8 protein-coding genes and 1 tRNA gene are annotated in these 20,298 nt (G+C 52.8%); 8 read left to right on the top strand and 1 reads right to left on the bottom strand.

What is annotated here, in order from left to right; translation table 11 throughout:
- Positions 1–18: 18 nt before the first annotated feature.
- Entirely contained in the window at positions 19–2,097 is a 2,079-nt protein-coding gene (locus B5D61_RS21120; RefSeq protein WP_078815429.1) for a sulfatase family protein, read from the top strand.
- A gap of 305 nt (positions 2,098–2,402) precedes the next feature.
- On the opposite strand, the gene thrC is transcribed toward B5D61_RS21120, so the two are convergent.
- A complete protein-coding gene (gene thrC / locus B5D61_RS21125; RefSeq protein ID WP_078815430.1) occupies positions 2,403–3,764 on the bottom strand; it encodes a threonine synthase in 1,362 nt (453 codons plus the stop codon).
- Positions 3,765–3,932: 168 nt separating this feature from the next.
- On the opposite strand from thrC, the gene B5D61_RS21130 reads away from it, so the two are divergent.
- The 7 genes from B5D61_RS21130 to B5D61_RS21155 all read left to right on the top strand — a co-directional run bounded on the left by B5D61_RS21130 (position 3,933) and on the right by B5D61_RS21155 (position 20,297).
- Positions 3,933–4,006, top strand: a tRNA-Gly gene (locus B5D61_RS21130).
- A 110-nt stretch (positions 4,007–4,116) separates the two neighbouring features.
- Complete coding sequence (locus B5D61_RS21135; RefSeq protein ID WP_245846580.1) at positions 4,117–5,079, top strand: alpha/beta hydrolase; 963 nt, start codon at positions 4,117–4,119, stop codon at positions 5,077–5,079.
- A 506-nt stretch (positions 5,080–5,585) separates the two neighbouring features.
- A complete protein-coding gene (locus tag B5D61_RS21140; RefSeq protein ID WP_078815431.1) occupies positions 5,586–11,546 on the top strand; it encodes an RCC1 domain-containing protein in 5,961 nt (1,986 codons plus the stop codon).
- Between the two features lie 2,882 nt (positions 11,547–14,428).
- Positions 14,429–17,797, top strand: coding sequence for an RHS repeat-associated core domain-containing protein (locus B5D61_RS21145; RefSeq protein WP_217699037.1), 3,369 nt, complete (start codon positions 14,429–14,431; stop codon positions 17,795–17,797).
- Between the two features lie 56 nt (positions 17,798–17,853).
- The gene (locus B5D61_RS21150; RefSeq protein ID WP_078815432.1) at positions 17,854–18,372 is read left to right on the top strand and encodes a hypothetical protein; all 519 of its coding nucleotides are present in this window, start codon (positions 17,854–17,856) and stop codon (positions 18,370–18,372) included.
- Positions 18,373–18,638: 266 nt separating this feature from the next.
- Positions 18,639–18,767 carry a hypothetical protein gene (locus B5D61_RS27015; protein WP_281251806.1) on the top strand — a complete coding sequence of 43 codons (129 nt, stop codon included), beginning with the start codon at positions 18,639–18,641 and terminating at the stop codon, positions 18,765–18,767.
- Between the two features lie 297 nt (positions 18,768–19,064).
- Positions 19,065–20,297: an RHS repeat-associated core domain-containing protein gene (locus tag B5D61_RS21155; RefSeq protein WP_078815433.1), complete on the top strand. Its 1,233-nt coding sequence runs from the start codon at positions 19,065–19,067 to the stop codon at positions 20,295–20,297.
- Position 20,298 lies beyond the last annotated feature (1 nt).

The raw sequence follows: 20,298 nt of genomic DNA on the forward strand, positions 1-20,298 counted from the left end.
TTCGTTTTCAGGGGCCGCATGAAATCCCTGCTCACGCTCCTCAGCCTTTTCTGCCTAACGGCGTTTGCCGCAGATCGTCCCAACATCGTCGTCATTCTCTCGGATGACTACGGCTACGGCAGCGTGGGCTGCTATGGGGCGGATGGAAAACTGATCCAGACCCCGAACCTGGATCGCCTGGCCAAGGAAGGTCGCCGCTTCACCGATGCGAATACCACCTCCTCCGTCTGTTCGCCCACGCGTTATTCCCTCATCACCGGGCGCTACTGCTGGCGCACCTCGGAGAAGCATGGCGTGCTCGGCACTTTCTCGCCACTGCACATCGAGACCACTCGGCTGAACATGGCCTCCCTGCTGAAGAAGCATGGCTACAACACCGCTGCGATCGGTAAATGGCACCTGGGTTATGGCAAGGCGGATGATTCACCCGTCTGGAAGACCGACTACGCCGCCGAGCTTTCCCCAGGCCCGCTCGATATCGGCTTCGACTACCACTTTGGCGTGCCCGCCAATCATGGCGACCTCACCGGTATCTATGTGGAGAACCGCTTCGTCTATGGCCTGCGTGACGGCAAAATCCCCGCTGGCATGAAGATCAGCGGCCCTGACCGTGACAACCCCAACTTCAAAGCCACTTACACCGCTGAAGACACCGAGAGTGGTCGCGTGCAGACGCTGGATCTGGATGCCCCTCGCCGCATCAATGAGAAGGTCATGCCCTACCTCACGGAAAAATCCGCCGACTGGATCCGCCAGCAGTCGAAGGACACCCCGTTCTTTCTCTACTACACTCCCGTGGCCGTCCACAACCCCGTGACACCGGACAAGGACATTGCGGGCACCAGCAAGGCCGGCCCCTATGGCGACTGGATTCATGAACTCGATCGCAGTGTCGGCGGCATCCTTGCGGCTCTGGATGAGAAGGGCCTCACCGACAATACTCTCGTGATTTTCACCGCTGACAACGGCGGGGTCTTCCGGCCTGAACGCGACATGCCACAGACGGACGCCTACAAGGCAGGACTGAAGGTCAATGGCATCCTGCGTGGGGGTAAGCACACCGTCTGGCAGGGTGGTTTCACCGTGCCCTTCATCGCCCGCTGGCCCGGTCATGTACCCGCAGGCACCGTGTGCAAAGAGATGGTCAGTCTTGCCGATATCCTGGCCACTACGGCCGCCCTCGTGGGTGAAAAACTGCCTGCCGCAGGAACGGCCGCTGAGGATAGCTACAACATCCTGCCTGCTCTCTTGGGGCAAGAAGCCAAACCTGCGCGCAGCGACATGATCGTTCACAGTTCAGACGGCATTTATGCCATCCGCAAAGGCCCGTGGAAATGGATCGAAGGCGTGCCTGCACAGGGGATCCGACGCAAGCAGTCCGAGGAGTTCAAACCCCAACTTTACAATGTGCAAGAAGACCCCTCCGAAACCAAAGAGGTCAGTGCCGAGCATCCTGAAGTGGTGAAGGAACTCAGTGCCCTGCTCGTGCGCTATCGCGATGGCGGTTACAGCCGCGAGATGCCTCCCATTCTGGAGAAACCTCAGCCCAAAATCGCGGAACTCCCTGCCGTCTCCGGCGAGGCTGTGCTGACGGAATCCCTGGCTGAAGTGCCCGGGAAACCCTGGACGACCGGACGTGGAGTCTGGAAGTCGAAAGACGGGGCCGTATGGGGCACTCAAAAAGGTGCCAAGGATGCCGGAGCTACCCTGCGTGTGCCGATTTCTGTGAAGGAAGGCACGCTCGACTATCAGATCCAATTCCAGGGTGCCGACCGCCATTCCATGCGCATCGAAGCCGGGGCCGACAAACGCTCTTTCCGTGTCGAGATCAGCCCCACCCATGTCGGCCTGACGAAGAACCCCGAGCCCGGTCAGGATAAAACGCAGACTGAACCACTCGCCCGCAAAGCCATCGAGCTCCAGCCCGATCTCTGGTATCCGGTGCGCATTACCTTCAAGGGAGACACCGTCACCGTGCAGGTGAATGACACCGTCATCAGCGGAACACACGCCTTGTTAGGTGAAGAGAAAAAGGCCCTCAACTTCCTCGTCTTTGGCGACGGTCTTGGCTTCAAGAATGTGAAGCTGGTGAAGTGAATGGGCCCCAGCCTCTTTTCGTGCGCCTTATTGCAAGCAACCGTAGGCCGGATGTGTTCGGCGGGGTGAACTTCGCCCTCATCTTTAAGCCAACCGCCGATCTATCCGGCTCTCCCCGAAGATGTGCATACTCTCCAGGGTGTTCACCATCTCCCCCAAGCGCCGGATAGTTTGGCGATGAGGCTCTTATCGAACCACAAGCGTTCTGCTCCAAACACATCCCGCCTACGTTAGTCAGCCATCTCTCGTCTCCTCCTTGGCGCTTTTTGCGTTTTCTTGCGGCCAACTCAAAGGTAAGGTCACGCTTACTTGCCACTCACTTTCTCCCGGATAAAAGCCTTCAACGGCTCAGGAGAGGACTCCAGAGGGTAGGTTTGCAGGGCCTTGTCTTTCAGGGCTTCCAGCGTCGGGTGGAGGGGCTCCGTGCCGGTGGCTTCCTGCACCACTTCGGGAAACTTCGCGGGACTCGCAGTGCTGAGCACGACACTCACACGATCTTCCGCCAGACCGGTGAAGGCGCAGGCGGTGTGGGGGTCCACCACGTAACTGTAGTCACGCCAGACTTGGGCGATGGTGTCGGCGATCATCGCGTCATCCATGCGGGTGGCACGGAAGCTGGACTTCGGTTTCGGCAGCGTCACACGTTCGCCTTGTTTCATGCGCAGCATTACCTGCCGCACCTGCTCCTGATCCTTGCCTAACAGGAAGTAGAGATAACGCTCGAAATTTGAGGCCGCCTGGATGTCCATGCTCGGCGCATAGCTCGGGCGCACTTCGCCTTGCTTGTATTCACCCGATTCGAAGAAGCGATACAGGATGTCGTTTTGGTTCGTCGCCACCCGGAAGCCGCCGCAGGGCAGGCCCATCTGCTGAGCCAGCCAACCGGCCAGCACGTTGCCAAAGTTCCCCGTCGGCACCACGAACTCCACCGTCGCGCGGGCTTCAGCAGGCAGCTTCAGCCAAGCCCAGATGTAATACACGCACTGGGCCAGCACCCGGGCGATGTTGATGCTGTTCACCGCCGAGAGATTCACGGCGGAAACAAACGCAGGATCGCCAAAGCACTCCTTCACCACGCCTTGGGCATCGTCAAAGGTGCCGGGCATCGGGATCGCATAGACATTGCTGGCGCCCGTGCAGGCCATCTGGCGCTCCTGCAGCGGGGCCACGCGGCCATTCGGATACAGGATGAAGATATCGATGCCGTCCTGCCCCATGCAGCCGTGGATGGCGGCACTGCCGGTATCGCCGGAGGTGGCACCCAGCACGGCCAGCTTCTTGCCCTTCAGCTTCACCTGCCGCTTATACAGCAGGCCCAGGAGCTGTAGGGCAAAGTCCTTGAACGCCAGGGTCGGCCCATGCCAAAGCTCCAGCACATGGATTTGGTCCGAGAGCTTTTTCAGAGGCGCCACGTCGGGCGAATCGAATTTGGAGTATGCTTCCTGGGTCAGCGCACGCCACTCCTCCGCCGGGATCTCTGGAGCAAAGAGCTGGAAAAACTCCGCAGCCAGTTCCGCATAGGATAGCGACGCCCAACCTGCGAGTTTCCCTGCGATATCCGGCAGCTTTTCCGGCAAAAACAGCCCCCCATCTGTCGCCAGACCGGCTTCGACAGCTTCAGAAAACGTATGGGGACGGGTCTGCCCGCGGGTGGAAATGTAAAACATGATCAGGGGTTGGTCAGTCAGCCTGCATGCCTAGGCGCACTTGGGCCAAATCGCAAGCCCAGACCCACCCAGGTGCACACCCTTCAAGTTTCGTGCGGCGACACGATTCGATATCTTGACATCTCCTCCGGCCATCGCCAAACTGCGACCTCTGCGGAAAAGCAGTCTGCGGGCGTAGTTCAATGGTAGAACACGAGCTTCCCAAGCTTGATACGTGGGTTCGATTCCCATCGCCCGCTCCATTTTCTCCTCATCAACGATGGCTTCATTGCACGTGATTGGAAAGGGCCTTGAGCAGGCCAAGACCGATTCTTTATAAAAATCGTCATTCTTCCGCAGCGGAATCCGTGGCATGGCATCCCGACACGCTAAGCCGATGCACCTGCGAATCGCCATCTTCCTTCATCTCGCCTGTTTGATCTGTTCCGGAGCGGACATCGCAGAACCCATGGAAAACCCCGTCCAAAGCCCACCCCCACAACCGCGCCAAGCCTGGGCACCCATCGAGCTTAAAGCGGATGATAAGCCCGCCTTTCCTGCCCCACTCCCAGGTTGGGATGAGCCGCGCGATGACATCCCTCATGGGAAGCTGGAGATCCTCGAGTATCATTCCAAGACCGTCGGCACGCGACGGAAGCTGAACGTCTATACCCCGCCTGATTATGTGCCGGAGAAAAAATACCCCGTGCTCTATCTCCTGCACGGGATTGGGGGAGATGAATGGGAGTGGGAGCGCGGCGCTCAGGTGAATGTGATCCTCGATAATCTCATCGCTGATGGCAAAGCCGAATCCATGATCGTGGTCATGCCCAATGGCCGGGCTCAGACGAATGACCGACCCACCGGCGATGTCTTCCAGCACGCGCCCGCCTTCACCGTCTTCGAGCATGACCTGCTGGAGGATGTGATCCCGACCATCGAGTCGCGCCATGCCGTGCGAAAGGATCGTGAGCAGCGCGCACTTGCAGGCCTCTCGATGGGGGGCGGGCAGTCTTTGAACTTTGGTCTTGCTCACATGGACACCTTCGCCTGGGTGGGAGGCTTTTCCTCCGCTCCGAACACGAGAAAAAACGAAGATCTTTTGCCTGATCCTGCAGCGGCGAAACAGCTCAAGCTGCTCTGGCTCTCTTGCGGTAGCCGTGACGGTCTCATCCACATCAGTCAGGACTTCCATGCCTATCTCAAGGCCAATGGCGTTCCTCATCTCTGGCATGTCACCGACCACGCACACGATTTCACCGAGTGGAAGCAAGCGTTGTATTGGTTTGTTCAGAAACTCGCGTTCACTGAGGCGGCTGCGGAGACCACGCGTTAAGCTTAGAGACTTGAAGCGAACCGAGGCGAGACAATAGCACCCCCGTTCAGTCTCCAAACCCTGGATATATCAGGCCTTGCCGAGCGAAAGGAGATTCTCGGACCGCTCGCTCCGTCGCCATACAATGGTGGGAACTGTTTTCGCTGGACAGCGAGAGCCTTCTGATTTGGCGGGCACTTGTTGAAGCGATCCCCGCATCCAGTTTTTGACCTCGGCTAGTCCGACTAACCCGTCAGTCGGCTCCTATATTAGGTCATAACGACATTGGAGCTCCCAGCAGACCTCCACTCCAATCCGTCTTTCGGATAGCAGCCTCATCATCATTGATGATCAATATCCTTGAGTGGCAACGGTGGGCCTAGTCCCATTGTAAAATGAAGGGAATCAAGAATGATAGAAATTTCATTTTAAGCTAAAATACTAAATTTAGATCAATCCAATAAGATTTTAACGCTAAAGCTGTTGAATCGATCCCTTGTTGAGCTAACACGAATATTCCGAAATTCATGAACACCTGTTCTTCTTACCCCTCGTCAGCCTTGAGAATTTGGCTGTTTTTGTTCGTGGTATTTCTGGGAGGGCTGAGGGCGGCAGTGCCAGTCCTGGATCCAAATTTTAGTGTAGGCCTTCCCGCTTATTCCACGGTGGTGACCTCAGCTCTTCAGCCTGATGGAAAGATCCTGGTAGGCGGGCCTTTTATCTACACGACGAATTCCGGAACGGGTAGTGGGGTCGCTCGATTAAACTCAAACGGTAGCCTGGACGAAAGTTTTCGCGCCTCCATTTCAGGGCGGGTTGAATATCTGATCCTTCAAGAAGATGGCAAAATAATCGCGGGGAGTCAAAAAGCGGTCTTGAGTGTCGGGGGAGGAACTGCAACGCATCTGGTGAGGCTCAATAGCGACGGATCTTTGGACTCGACCTACGCCCCAGTGTTTGGGCCAGCGAACCTCAATTCCACCTTGTTGAAAGCATTGGCTTTGCAAAAAGATGGTAAGCTCATTGTTGGCGGAGCATTTACCACCGTCAGTGGCGCAGCAAAGACTCGCCTAGCTCGTTTGAATACAGATGGTACTTTGGATACCGGTTTTAGCCCTGATCCAAATAACACTGTTGATTCTTTGGCATTGAAAAATGATCAGCTCTATGTCTTGGGTTATTTTACTCAAATTGCGGGCATCACTCAGTCTTACCTCGCCAGACTCAATCTCGATGGTAGCTGCGACACTGCGTTTTTGCCTTATGTGTCTAGAAAAGATGGAATGAAAATAGAGTCTAATGGGGATATTAGAATATTTTCAAAAAGTAATGCGCAAATGTATGATGAGGTAGCGAGTCAGTATTATAACATACCTTGTATGGCTAGCACTCGAATTTCTTCGGTAGGGGCCATTCTAAGTGATGGTAATGCACTTTATTCTTGGTGGGAAAATCGGTCGGGTCAAATGGCTTTCGGAATCACATTTAACTCAGAACAGTTTGGGCCTTATCAAGGCGTTATTTATGGGGAAGCCTTTGCGGACGGATCCCAGGACTATCGACTGAGTAATTATGTCACGGCTGGTGCAACGATGCAGGAAAACAATGGAGTGCTGCTGCACGTTTATCCTTCGGAATACTCTGCTAATGATACCTCTCTGATCGGTCGAGTATCAATGCCTAGTTTTAGTCCTAGTTTGCAGATTGATTCGAATGGATTGATTACTTGGAATAGATCCGGTAGCCTTGGATTTCCGCGGGGAGACTACGCCAAGTTTCAAGTTTCTTATGACTCTGGACTTTCATGGTCAGATCTTGGCTATGGCACTTTAACGAACATCTATGGCAATCAATGGCAGTATTCTGGCTCCGTTTTGCCTGATTCTGCGATTGTTCGAACAAGAAGCCCCGTGCAAGGGGGGTATTTGGGGATTTCTCAAGGCTTCAGCGGGATGCAGCTTAAAGTCGGTGCCGACGTTTATATCTCTTCAGGCAGCGAAAGCATTCCAGACGGTGCCACCAGCGCGAGTCTGGCATACAATACCTTATTCGATCCAACTTTAGTTTCCCCCGTTAATGCGTATGTGACGAAGACTTACACGATTCGGAACACGGGGGCAAAAGATGCCACAGTCTCGAGTATCACGGTAAGTGGAACTCATGCCGCCGATTTTACCGTGGGTGGGCTTTCGCTTCCAACCACCGTCACGACTTCGACTCCCAAAACTTTTACACTCACCTTTAATCCAAGTGCGATCGGGACGAGAACGGCGACCATTACCGTAACCAATAGTGATGCCACGAAGGGTGCTTATGATTTTGTCGTGAGTGGCGAGGGCGTTGAGCCTGAGATTAACCTCAAAGGCAATGATTTAGGTATTGTGAATGGAGATGCGACCCCATCATCGTCTGACGGAACTGATTTTGGTCCTGGAATCTATGTTCCTCAATTGGTTAAAACTTTTGTCATTGAAAATGCGGGAACGGGTCCGTTGACTGTGTCCAGCATTGGTTTAAGCGGACCCAATGCGTCAAACTTTTCGGTGACTCAAATCTCAGGTGGAACGGTCGCTCCAGGGCAGAGCAAAAGCTTCGATGTGCTGTTTTATCCTGCCAGCCCTCTTGGAGCGCATTATGCCACGGTGACAATCAATAGCAATGACGCCGACGAAGCTGCTTATACTTTCACGGTGAAGGCAGAGGGTATCGAGCCTGAAATCAACGTGAAAGGCAACGGTGTAACGATTGTCGATGGAGACACAACTCCTTCCGTGTCAGATGATACTGATTATGGTCCTGCGGTGGCGCTTCCCGAGCGTGTCAAAACCTTTACCATCGAGAATAGCGGGAGTGGTCCGCTGATCATTTCTAACATTGCTCTCACTGGGGTGAACGCGGCGGATTTCGGGGTCAGTCAAATTACGGGTCCGATTTTACCTGGAGAGAGCCGCACCTTTAATGTGACCTTGTACCCGAGCGCTCCAGGGCCGCGGTCTGCCACTATCATCATCTATAGTAACGACACCAATGAAGCCGCTTACGATTATGCGATCCTCGGGCAAGGTGTGGAAGGCTGGCAACTGCCTTCTTACGCCGTCAACTTTAGCACGGCGCAATCGATCCCTATCACGACCTCCAGCATCGTGGACCTATCGGGCCGTGAACTGCAAATCAGCTTGTCTTTTGCTCCTGCGACTGGGGCGAGTCTGAAGGTCATTAACAACACGGGGTTGAACTTCATTTCGGGCTCTTACGTCGGTATGGCGCATGGCAGCCAGGTGATTTTAAGTTATGGTAGCCTTTCGTATGTTTTTGTTGCCAACTACTACGGGGGTGACGGCAACGATCTCGTACTGCAATGGGCGGGCTCACGCCCCTACGGTTGGGGTTTTAATACTCAAGGCAGTTTGGGAGATGGTGTTAAAACAAATCGCACCACACCCGTGGCTACGTTGAACACGGGCGTTCTCGCAGGCAAGACAATCCTTAGCATTGCTACAGGCGGCACTCATACCCTCGCGCTGACTTCAGAGGGTAAAGTCTATGCCTGGGGGGACAATGCAAATCGTCAACTTGGCAATGGCTTGACGGGCACTCCCGGCACGACCGATAGCGCGAGCCCCATCGCCGTCTTTGATGGGGCAGGCTCAGCTCTTGCGGACAAGACGGTAGTCGCTATCGCTGCGGGTCTCTATCATAGCTTAGCTCTCTGCTCGGACGGGAATGTGGCCGCTTGGGGATATAACACCACTGGACAATTGGGAAATGGAACCACGACGGCCACAAGCATTCCAACTCTAGTGACCAAGGCCACCGGTTCTGCCCTCAATGGAAAAACCGTGGTGCGTATTGCTAGTGGCAGCGGCGCCTTTCACAGCCTGGCTTTATGTTCCGATGGTAGCCTTGCTGCCTGGGGGCGTAACACGGCTCGTTGCCTGGGCAGTAATTCAGCAACGGCGTCTTTCAGTGTTCCTCAATCGGTCAATACTAGCACTGGAGCATTGGCTGGGAAGACTGTGATCGGTATCTCCGCAGGACTAAATTTCAGCCTAGCGCTATGCTCTGATAGTAGCATTGCAGCATGGGGAGACAACGGTAGCCGTCAACTCGGCAACGGCCTCACGGGCACTCCTGGTAGCGCGGATGCCTATGTGCCTATCAATACAAGCCTCGGTTCGCTACTCAGTGGCGGCCTAACCATCACCCAAATAGCTGCGGGAGAGCTTCATGGGCTAGCCTTGCGAAGTGATGGCAAAGTGATAAGTTGGGGAGCGAATACCAATGGAAAGCTTGGCGATGGCACCACCACGGCGACTTCTACGCCAGCCCTCGTTAACACCGACAGTGGCAGTTCCAGTCTCTATAACAAAACGGTCACAGCCATCTCTGCCGGGGAAAATCATAGCTACGCGCTTTGCTCAGACGGCAGCGTCCATGCCTGGGGGCATAACAATGTGGGGCAGATAGGTCAAGGAACGACGACGCCCGCAACGAATTCTCTCCCGCTGGTCGTGCTTGCTGGAGAAATGGGAGTCAGTCAAAAACACGTCAGCACGTCCTCGGGCCTGGATCATGCGATAACGCTTGTCGCAGAACCGCAAGCTGTAATGGCTGTTGAGTCTCCCAACGATGTGCAACTCAGTCATGGCCAGACCTTAGACTTTGGCCAAACCTTTTTCGCTACTGGAGTGACCTCGTATAATAGCGGGATTAGCTCTCAGACGATTCGCATTGAAAATCATGGGGTGGGTATTCTGTCTGGGATTACGATGAGTAAGCTTAACGACAGCTCATCAAGTTACAGCGTTAGTTCATCTCTACCTACGGCACTGAGTTCGGGCCAATACGGGACCTTCGTCATCAATTTCAATCCTAGCGCAATCGGCACGCATACCGCAGTTGTGAGAATCACTGCCACAGTATTCGGAATCGCGAAAAACTTTGATTTGAATTTAACAGGCATCGGCTCAGACAGCGTGTTTTCTGCAAATTACGTCACTGGAAGTGAAGTCCCTATAACGGCGACTTCTTTGAATGCCTCTGGCAAATCCATTCATATCAATTTCACCGGATCGACAGCGCCGCCAGTGATCAAAGTGGTCGAATTGACACCTAGCTCTGCATTCATTGAAGGTTTCTTCACGGATCTTCCTGATAATGAAATCATTTCGATTGTGATTGGCGGACAGACTTACTCATACATCGCCAACTACTACGGAGGAACGGGCAATGATTTGATCCTGGAACGCCTAGATTTCACGTTGTCTACGGACGGAGATTCGGATGGGCTAACGAACCTGCATGAGTTTAGATTTGGTACGCATCCACAGGATTACACCAGCTTCACGAGACCAGTCACGTGGTCGAATCTAAACAACACTGTCAAGGATGATGCCATCGGATCTTTAACCAAAAACGGCGGTGTTGCAGGTAGCTGGGATGCGGATGGTGTGAGTCAGGTCGAGTTCGTTGCGAATGGCGTTGTTGTATTTTCCGTCAAACCTGAAAGCGATTTGGCCGTCGGGTTATCAGCTGCAAATGTGGATCGTCATTTTTCAACATTCACCCATGCGATCAAGTTCAGTCCGGCAGGTGCAGAAGTTTATGAGTCAGGTGTTCAAAAGGTAAATCTTGGAGGATATGGTCTCAAAACGACCTTTTCGATTAGGAGGACTGGGCAGTATGTGGAGTATTTGAAAAACCGTAAAGTGATTTACACTTCGTCTGTTGCCAGCTCGGGTGAAGTTATCGTAGATACTTCTTTAGCTTCTTTGGTGGGGGGGATAGAAACGGCCCACATCGTCACCAATGATCTTGATGAGGACGGCCTGCCTGACTTTTGGGAGAAGGTCCGCACTCCAGGCGGATATGGTTGGGACGCCGTATTAGCACTTTTGCCCGAGAATGATGATGACGAAGATTCTTTGACCAATTTACAAGAGTATGAATGGGATACTTTTCCATTTGATTCCGACAGTGATAATGATGGCTTGCCGGATGGGTGGGAGGTGACCTATGGTTTAAACCCTCGTAATTCGGACGAGAATCAAAATGGCGTTATAGATGGGCTAGATGACTTTGATCGCCCTGATGGGTTGAGTAATGCGTTGGAGTATTTACATGGAACGCATCCCAAAAATCATGATACGGATGGGGATGGGCTCCTCGATGGCTGGGAAGTGATGCATGGCCTTGATCCATTGGACCCGGATCAAAACGGAAATGGAATGATCGACTCAGAAGACAATTTCGACAGTGATCAGTTGTTAAATTTTCAGGAACATCTTGCGGGCACTTCACCTTGGGTAGCAGATACGGATGAAGATGGGGTTCCTGATCATGAGGAATTCTATTCGGCCTTTCCTGCGAGTATGGACGCCGATGGCGACGGTCTTACCGATACTGAAGAGATCGCTTTGGGGAGTGATCCGAATGATTGGCGTTCGACGCCTTATATTCAGTTTCAAGTAACTACCCCACTACGTTGAAAATAACTCGCGTGTCATCTCAAATGTATTCCAAATTTCCTGGTCCAATGTCTATTAAGATCCTCGCTTGTTTTGTTTTGTCGTTAGCGACGACATTGTTTGCTGAGCCAGACAGTCTTGACATCGTAGTTAATATCAGTGGGGTTAAGGGAAAAGTCGCGTTAGCAGGCTCCGCTCTTAAAAATGGTAACTCATTGAATTTAAAAATCGGCCCAGAATATGATTTGGTGTTTGATGAAGCAGAAGATGGAGCCGTGTTGTGCAGCGTTTGTGCAGGCAAGGCGGACATCATGGTTAAGGAGACCGTTACGACCATAGGTCCAAATGGGCCCGAAGGGGACACGTCCGCAGAACCAAGAAATGTAGGTCCATCAGCCGGATTTTTCTCCATGGCCAAACCAGAGCCTACTGGAGGTGGCGGCGATCCAGATCCCGAGCCATCTGATCCTGGTGAAGTGTTCACCTTGGTGAAGAAGTCCTATAAAATCAGTTTTGCGAAACCCGCAGCGCAACCTGAGATGGCGAATTTATTAGCTCGGGGGAGTGCCCCCTCAATGCTTACCGCGTCTCAAGAGCCTTTTGTGTCTGATCGACCTCTCATTGGCAGTGGCACGAGTTGTTGTTCGTCAGGTCTTTCAACGTCTCCTTCGGTTTCGTCCGTTGCAGCAACGGCTCATCCTGAGGAAGTGTCGGCCCCTCGAGCCCACTTTGAATTGCCCTTAGGGGGCTATTTAGAAGAGGGTGAAAAGCACGCTATGCCTTTTGGCAGCTTAGTGTTTGATGCCAGCTTGCTGGAAAACCCCGATTTTTCGGAAGATTGGCAGACATTACTCTCTTTCCGAGGAGAGGCAGGTCAATCTCATGTCTCTCATTTCTTGTCGGATCCTGTGGGGGAATTTCATATTTACAAGACCCCGAATTATGTGTTCAAGGCGACGGAAGAAGATGATATTATTTCGATCAAACAATACAGTGGCGAATTCTTCGATGAGTCATCGTTTGACGTGGTCGCTGAAGCTGAGCCACTTATTGCATATTACATCAAAAAAGTAGGATCGACTTTTGAATTCAAACAATTCAAAGGTAGCGATCTGAATCCAAGCATGACCCTTATTTATGAAGAAACGTTTGTGGCCAACACGGTTAGTACGGTGAAGTGGACATGGACAGAAAGCGGGGTCAAACAGCAAGAGGTAAATTCGAGGTTTGTGAACACAAGCCCTGGCGGTAGCCCCAGTGGAGAGGTATTTGCAGATGCTCTCATCTCGGAGACAAAGGAGACTTACGAGTTCAAGACTGGGGGTATCGTAAAGCAATTGACGCGTTATCATCAAACTCAACATGAGGTTTTTAGATACCAATTGTCAGGGGACCGTTTCATCAAGCTCAACTATGAAATTTCGGGTGTTGGGCTCGCTCAGCGAAAGAATGAATATTGGTATCGAGCGAACTCGGACTACATCGTTACTAAAACTTACCAGGGGTCTAGCCTTAATGAATTGGTAGGAACTCAAGTTAACCGGCCTACGGATGAGGTGATCGAACCTTGGCTCAGCACCGACGTTACTAGTTCTACAGGCGGGCGGATTCTGCGCAAAGACACTGGCGAGTTAGTTCATTTCACGCCAGGGGGAGCGCAGGATTATCAGCTTTATTGGCCTTCATCGGGTGATGAAAAGTCGTTATACACTTCAAGAAATGTCATGGATCCATGGGCCTCTTCATATGTCGCAGCAGATGGAACAGCTGCTCCCAATGGGGCTATCCGTGAAAGGGTCTATAAAATTAATATTTTGGGCCTTCCATCCAGCTGTAAGAAGCTCGGAATCAACTTTTATCACCCAGTCATGCCGAGTGCTATTGGAGGGCATTATTCCATTGTTGGCACAGAGCCTTTGTCGCCTCCATATGGATCTCCCAATGATACGTCAATCCCTGGTGAACTAGCCGCGCAAATCAACTCCTTGGGTGCGGTGACTCAATACACGCTTGAGGAGCCTTTTACATCTGAAGACGAGACGTTGTATCCGGTTGAGGGCGGGCCTTATACGACTGAAAGCGTTTTACATGATGTTAAAGGGGCTATTAACACAGATAGTTCAGGGCTTCCAATTTATGAAGGTTCCTTTAAACAGACTGGAAAGTCTTACAGAGTAAAAAAAGTTAGCGGTCCATATGGTGTTGTGAGTGAAACCACCGAAGTTTGGGATGGCACTGAATGGCAAACGATGACTTTTAAGTACTACACATATTCAAGTGCGGGTAAGCTGTTGTCCATTACTCAAGATGGCATTACCATTGAAAGCCGCGAATACCCAACAGATTTGAGCGAGACGGTGACTGATTCAATGGGGGTTTCAACGACTCGCACGGAGAACACCGCAGGCAGATTACTGAGTGTGAAAAGAGTGGGCGCACCAGCGTCGACTTGGCCTGCTCAGTCAGACATTCTGACCTCTTACTCGGAAACCTACAGTGCACCATCTAACGAGGTCACGACGATCCATCGTTCCGAGACGACATCTTCGGCAGGCTTGTCTCTGTCTCAACATTCGGGTTCAGAAATCGGAGGAACAACGCTTTATGAAACGAATGAAGCCGGTATCAGAACCGATTACCTCTATGGACTCAACGGTTCCTTGCTCACAGAGACAGCAAGCCGAGCTTCAGGAGATCACACTTTGGTCACATCAAGATATTTCGATGGCCGGATACGTGAGCTCTCGGGCACAGGCCAAGTCAGAAAACGATACTCATATGCGGTGACTGCTTCTGGAATCCAAGAAACTGAAGAGCTTCTGGATCCATCATCGACAGTGATAGCAACGAACACGCGGCTTCGGAGCGGAGATGGAGATCTACTCTCAGAAACGGTTGATGGTGTGACCACCACCTATACTTATGACGAGGCATGTCAGCTCGTTCGTAAGTCCGTCACAGGACAAGCGAACTATCTTTACCACTATGATTACCGTGGCTTCGCGGACAAGGAGGGTTATGATATCAACGGAGACAATGTCCTCACTCCAGGCTCGACAGACATCATCACAGAACGTGAGCGGTATTATGAACTTGATGCTGGTGATTGGTGGCTGGTCAATAAGGTCTCCCGTTACGTGACAGATGGCAACGGCACCCAAAAACTCACCACGACGAGCCGGGAAAAACAAAACATCGCGGCTGGTTGGGTGACGCAAACCCTTTCTCCCGATGGCGAAATGGAACAGACCACCCGCACGCGCAGTGGTAAGACCGTGACCAGCGCGACGACCAGCACTCGCTACCCGGGCCGCACTCAGACCCAGGTCCTCTACAATGGCCGATTGGTCAGTTCCCAGAGCTTCAGTCAGTCGCAGCCTGTGACCTACCTTTATGATGCGCTCGGTCGTCAGACGACGGTCACCGATCACGGCACCGGAGAATCCCAAACCACGGCCTACAGCCCCACGACAGGTCAAGTGATCAGCCAAACCAATGGGGCGATGGAGAGCACGTCCTACGGCTATTATGCGAATACCCACGTCAACGCGGGGCAGGTGAACTGGATCCAAAACAGTGCCGGACTGCGCACTTATTATGCCTACAATACCATGGGGCTTCAGACTCATCAATGGGGAGCCGCTGCTCAGCCTGTCCGGTATAACTACGATGGCCTGGGCCGTTTGCTGTCTTTGGATACTTATTCCACCCAGACCCCTAGCCTCTGGTCTGTCTCATCGCTTCCGACGTCGTCTTTCAATTCGGGTTACAGCAGACGCGATTTTGTGATGTCCAACAACCGTTTGAGCAGCCGCACCTATGGTCCTGGTTCGGGTTCTGTCTCTTACCTCTATCAGACGGATGGCAGCTTGGATACCCGCACCTGGGGCGGCGCGGGTGGGGGTGTCACGGACTATGCCTATGACACGGCTGGGCGCACGACAGGGATTGATTATTCAGACAGCACGCCGGATGTCAGCGCCACTTACGATCGCGCGGGCCGTCTCTCGACCCTGACCGATGCAGCCGGGAGCCATACTTTTGCCCATGAGGCCAATGGCGATGTCGTGGAGACAGTGACCAGTGGTCTGCTGAATGGCCTGACCTTGACGAAGACCTCGGACGTATCGGGGCAGGTGGCCACCCTCGAGTGGTCCTTTGCCGGGGTCTCGCAAAAGGCCGCCTACACTTATGATTCGCAAAAGCGGCTGGAAACCGCTAACTTAGGCCCTGTGACAGGAGATCCTCTGGTGACAGCGACGTATGGTTACCATTCGGGTAGCCAGAGAGTCCACACGCTGACGCGTCCCATCGCTACAGGGGATAACTTCGTGGGCACCTACACTCAGGATCTCGTGGGGCGTCTCGATACCCTCATCTGGCAGCGCGGAGCCACAGTGCATGGCAGCTACGACTACGACCTGGATACAGCCGGACGGCGGGATAAGGAGACTCGTCACGATGGCACCTGGCTGGATTACGGTTACAACGATCGTGGAGAGTTGACCAGTGCGGCGCGTAAACGCACGTCTGACAACAGCACCCGCCAGGATTGGTCGCATCTTTACACTTATGACGATGCTGGGAACCCATCGACCACGGGTAATCCGGAGGGCCAGACGCTCTTGCACGCGCAGTCGGCCAGTGGTAGCAACTACAATCGCACCATCACCGCTGCCCAGAAGCGTTGGTTGCGCGGCGTGGCGCATCCGAATGCGGTGGTTAAGGTGGATGGACAAACCGCCTCGCGCGAGGGCTCACAGTGGCGTTATCTGCTGGTGAACCCGGCACCTCCGGCGGCCCAGCGCACCAAGGTGGTGGCCAGCCGCCCAGATCGCTCCCCAGAGCCTGTGCCAGTATACCAGACTCTCACTCTTCCTGCCAGCCCCAGCACGTGGGTGTTCAATGAGCGAGGCAATCTGACCAGCGACGCTCAGTGGACCTACACCTGGGACATGGAGAATCGCCTCATCGTTCAGGAGCAGAAGTTCCCTGGGATCACGGGCGATGGACCGCAGCCCGTAAAGCGCCTGGAGTTCAGCTACGATGCCAAGGGCCGCCGCATCGCCAAGCGGGTGTTCACGAATCAACGCCAGAGCAATGGCGATTTGGTGAATGGGAGCTGGACCTTCGTCCAGGAGACCGTGTTCCTGTGGCAGGATTGGACCCTGCTAGCGGAGTTCGTGCGTAGCAGCCCGAGCGGCAGCTTTGGCCTGCGCCGGAGTTACCTTTGGGGACTGGATGTGGATGGCACCTTCGGCGGAGCCGGGGGCGTGGGTGGTCTGCTGTGGGTGGCGGAGTATGTGCCGGGGCAGAGCAGCAGCCATCGCCAGCTTGCACCCTGGTATGATGGCAATGGCAACATCATGGGCTGGCTGGAGAAAGACGGCACCCAATCCCTGCCGCTCTACCGACTGGAGTATGACCCCTATGGCAAACTGCTGGTGGAGGAAACCGTGCGAGTGGTGCGCAATCAGAAACAACGCGACCTGAATGTGGATGCCGAATGGCTCACCCGTCCGCCCTTCGCCTTCAGCACCAAGTATGAAGACGCGGAGTCTGGACTGCTGTATTACGGCTACCGGTATTATGCGCCCGAAATGCAACGCTGGTTGTCACGGGATCCGATTGGGGAAGAAGGCGGCATCAATCTGTATGGGATGGTGGGAAATGATATGGTGAATCAATGGGATTATCTAGGGCTTTCCAACTTTAGGCCGGGACAATTAAATCCATTCAGCGATGCTATCGTAGTAGCGCTAGCAGCTAAATTTGCCGAGAGTGGAGACGATTTGGGTGCCAAAGGGATACTTCATTTTGCATATGGTCTAGGAGCGAAAATGACCTTGTCTAGAGATCAGGTTAGATCAATTGATTTTGCTAATAAAGTTAACGTTTTTGAGCATGAGAAAGTAGTTAAAGCAATTGAGGAGGTTATTGCTGGGGAAGCTAATTTCAAAGAAGTTAGCGACGCTAAAGGTCACTACACAACGGGGTCAGGGAACGGAAATAATCTTCTAGGTTCTTTTACGGTTGTGATGAAGGTTAAAGTCACATGCAATGGAGTGGACTATAAAGTAGAGGGGACCTTCAAAATATTGGACCGTTATGATTTTGATCCTCGCTTAAATGATCCAAATTCATCCCGCACTCCTGCAGGCGAATCAAGAACTAGGTATGCCTACATGTTGATCCGGGGGCTTGACTATGATGTAGATTCGGTTGATGTACCGTTCACACAAACTGGGTTTAAAGACCTTGCTAAATACTGAGTCATTATCCCATCCGTGCGTTGAGTTTTAGAAGCGATTATTCCTGACTACATCCTATGAATATCTTAAAAATTGTCATTCTTAGTTTTTTGGTCATGGCATTTTCGGCAAGCTGCACTAAAATAGATCAAGAACCAGATCACGATCCGTTTCAAGATTGCTTTGATATTCCTAGGCCTTCATTCTTGGTGAGAGGTGAGCAGGAAATCCGTAGCAACCCTGATTACCGTGATTTCAGATATAATGGAAAGTTTGCTGGATGTGCGGATCATTTTAGTGACCTATGTAAATTACTTGGATTGACCCAGGCGAAAGCTGAAAAAACTTATGTCATGCATCCGCCTGATAACGCAGCAGACTGGTGGGATGCACCAAATTATGTTGAGCAATTAAGAGAGCAGTCGAAAAATCTTGGGTTGTTCTACGTCAAGGGATTTACGGACCCTCAAAATCCAGGGAGAGGGGTCATCGCGAGAGTATATCGCGGCAACATCTACCTAACGAAGGTTGGTGTCAGCTCTAGTAAATGGGGAGTAAAAGAAAGGCATGTTACTGATGGTGTGAGTGGTAATTAATTCAGCAGTAAACAAGAGTGGCCTTCTTCAAGAAAGGTGCCACAAAGTATCTGTCACGCAGCCTCGTCCTATAAAGATGTTAGGTATACAGTGCTTAATTCTGCACCTTTTTCACCATCATTTCGTCGCATGAAAACCGCCTGACCCTTGATTCTCAAGGCGATTACATTGAGCAGCAGCTTGTCGGCATTAATGTAAGCGTCACGAGGAGTGCCCTATGAAGGAGTTGGCATCATAGAGGCCATAGGTGGTCAGGTATGATCTCTATGAACGAAGAAGTGGTGGTTTTGAAGAGTGATCGGGCGGGACAGGTGCAGACGCCGGTGGACCGGCAGATTGCCGTGGTGAGGGGTATGATCGCAGCGGCTTGTCGGGGCCACGCTTTGCAGCGCTGACTGGGATCAACGACCAAACCTTTGTGACTTGGCGAAGCAAGCATGGTATGGGGAATCCAATCCGGAAGCCACAACCCGCCAAAGAGGTGTCTTTTGTGGAGACCGTAATCTCTGCTGGTGCGCTTGGAACACTCCCAAGCCAAGCGACAGCGGCTCTGGTCATGGAGTTGCAATCGGGAGTGAAGCTGCGCCTTCAATGCGCCTTGCACGTCCCTTAGGCGGCATTGAGGTGCACTCCAGCCCGTAAAGCGCCTGGAGTTCAGCTACGATGCCAAGGGCCGCCGCATCGCCAAGCAGGTGTTCACGAACCAACGCCAGAGCAATGGCGATTTGGTGAATGGGAGCTGGACGTTCGCCGAGGAGACGGTGTTCCTGTGGCAGGACTGGACCCTGCTGGCGGAGTTCGTGCGCAGCAGCCCGAGCGGCAGCTTTGGCCTACGCCGGAGTTACCTTTGGGGCCTGGATGTGGATGGCACCTTGGGCGGAGCCGGGGGCGTGGGTGGTCTGCTGTGGGTGGCGGAGTATGTGCCGGGGCAGAGCAGCAGCCACCGCCAGCTTGCACCCTGGTATGATGGCAATGGCAACATCATGGGCTGGCTGGAGAAAGACGGCAGCGAATCCCTGCCACTTTACCGCCTGGAGTATGATCCCTATGGCAAACTGCTGGTGGAGGAAACCGTGCGAGTGGAGCGCAATCAGAAACAACGCGACCTGAATGTGGATGCCGAATGGCTGACCCGCCCGCCCTTCGCCTTCAGCACCAAGTATGAAGACGCGGAGTCAGGCCTCCTGTATTACGGCTACCGGTATTACGCACCTGAGATGCAACGCTGGTTGTCACGGGATCCGATTGGAGAACATGGAGGTGTAAATCTTCAGGTTTTTTGTGTAAACAATCCTGTTAATTTCATCGATACCGATGGCAGGCTGACTGGGGCGCCTACAACGATGCCAGCAACCTCGAATCCTATGGCCCCGTCTCCTAATTCTACTCCTTTCAGGAGCCCTGGGAACAATCCAAATTCCCCCGATTACCCGGGATCCTCGCCAGGAGGACGTTCTGGAGAAATTCCTGCACCCGTCGATCCATTTGGCATATTGCCTCCTGGATATGATCCCACCGCCGGACCAGAACCACATAAAGATCCACATTTCCCCCCTGAACCTGAATATCCGAAAGAGAAGCCTAAAGATAAAGAAGGTTGGAGTGCTCCACACGCTGGAGAATGGCACGTGCAATTTGGTGCTGAGAAAAAGGAAAAAAAACTCTACAGGGTAATTTGGACACGCCTAAATTCACCTGGCTACGGATCGGGTTTTGTCATGCTTTCCCAACTACGGGACAAACTCCCGAACAGCATACGCAAGGAGCTAGATGCCCAGTTTGTTAAAGCAGGTATATATATACAAAGAAGCGGTGGAATTAGCGCATTCAGGGCATTATCTTTTCCATCTAACGCTGGGCGTTGTTATCATTTAGACTTAGAGGTTGTGACCGGAGAGGCATTCCGCTTTCTTCATGATTATTAAA

The sequence above is a fragment of the Prosthecobacter debontii genome, from assembly GCF_900167535.1.
GTDB lineage: Bacteria > Verrucomicrobiota > Verrucomicrobiia > Verrucomicrobiales > Verrucomicrobiaceae > Prosthecobacter > Prosthecobacter debontii.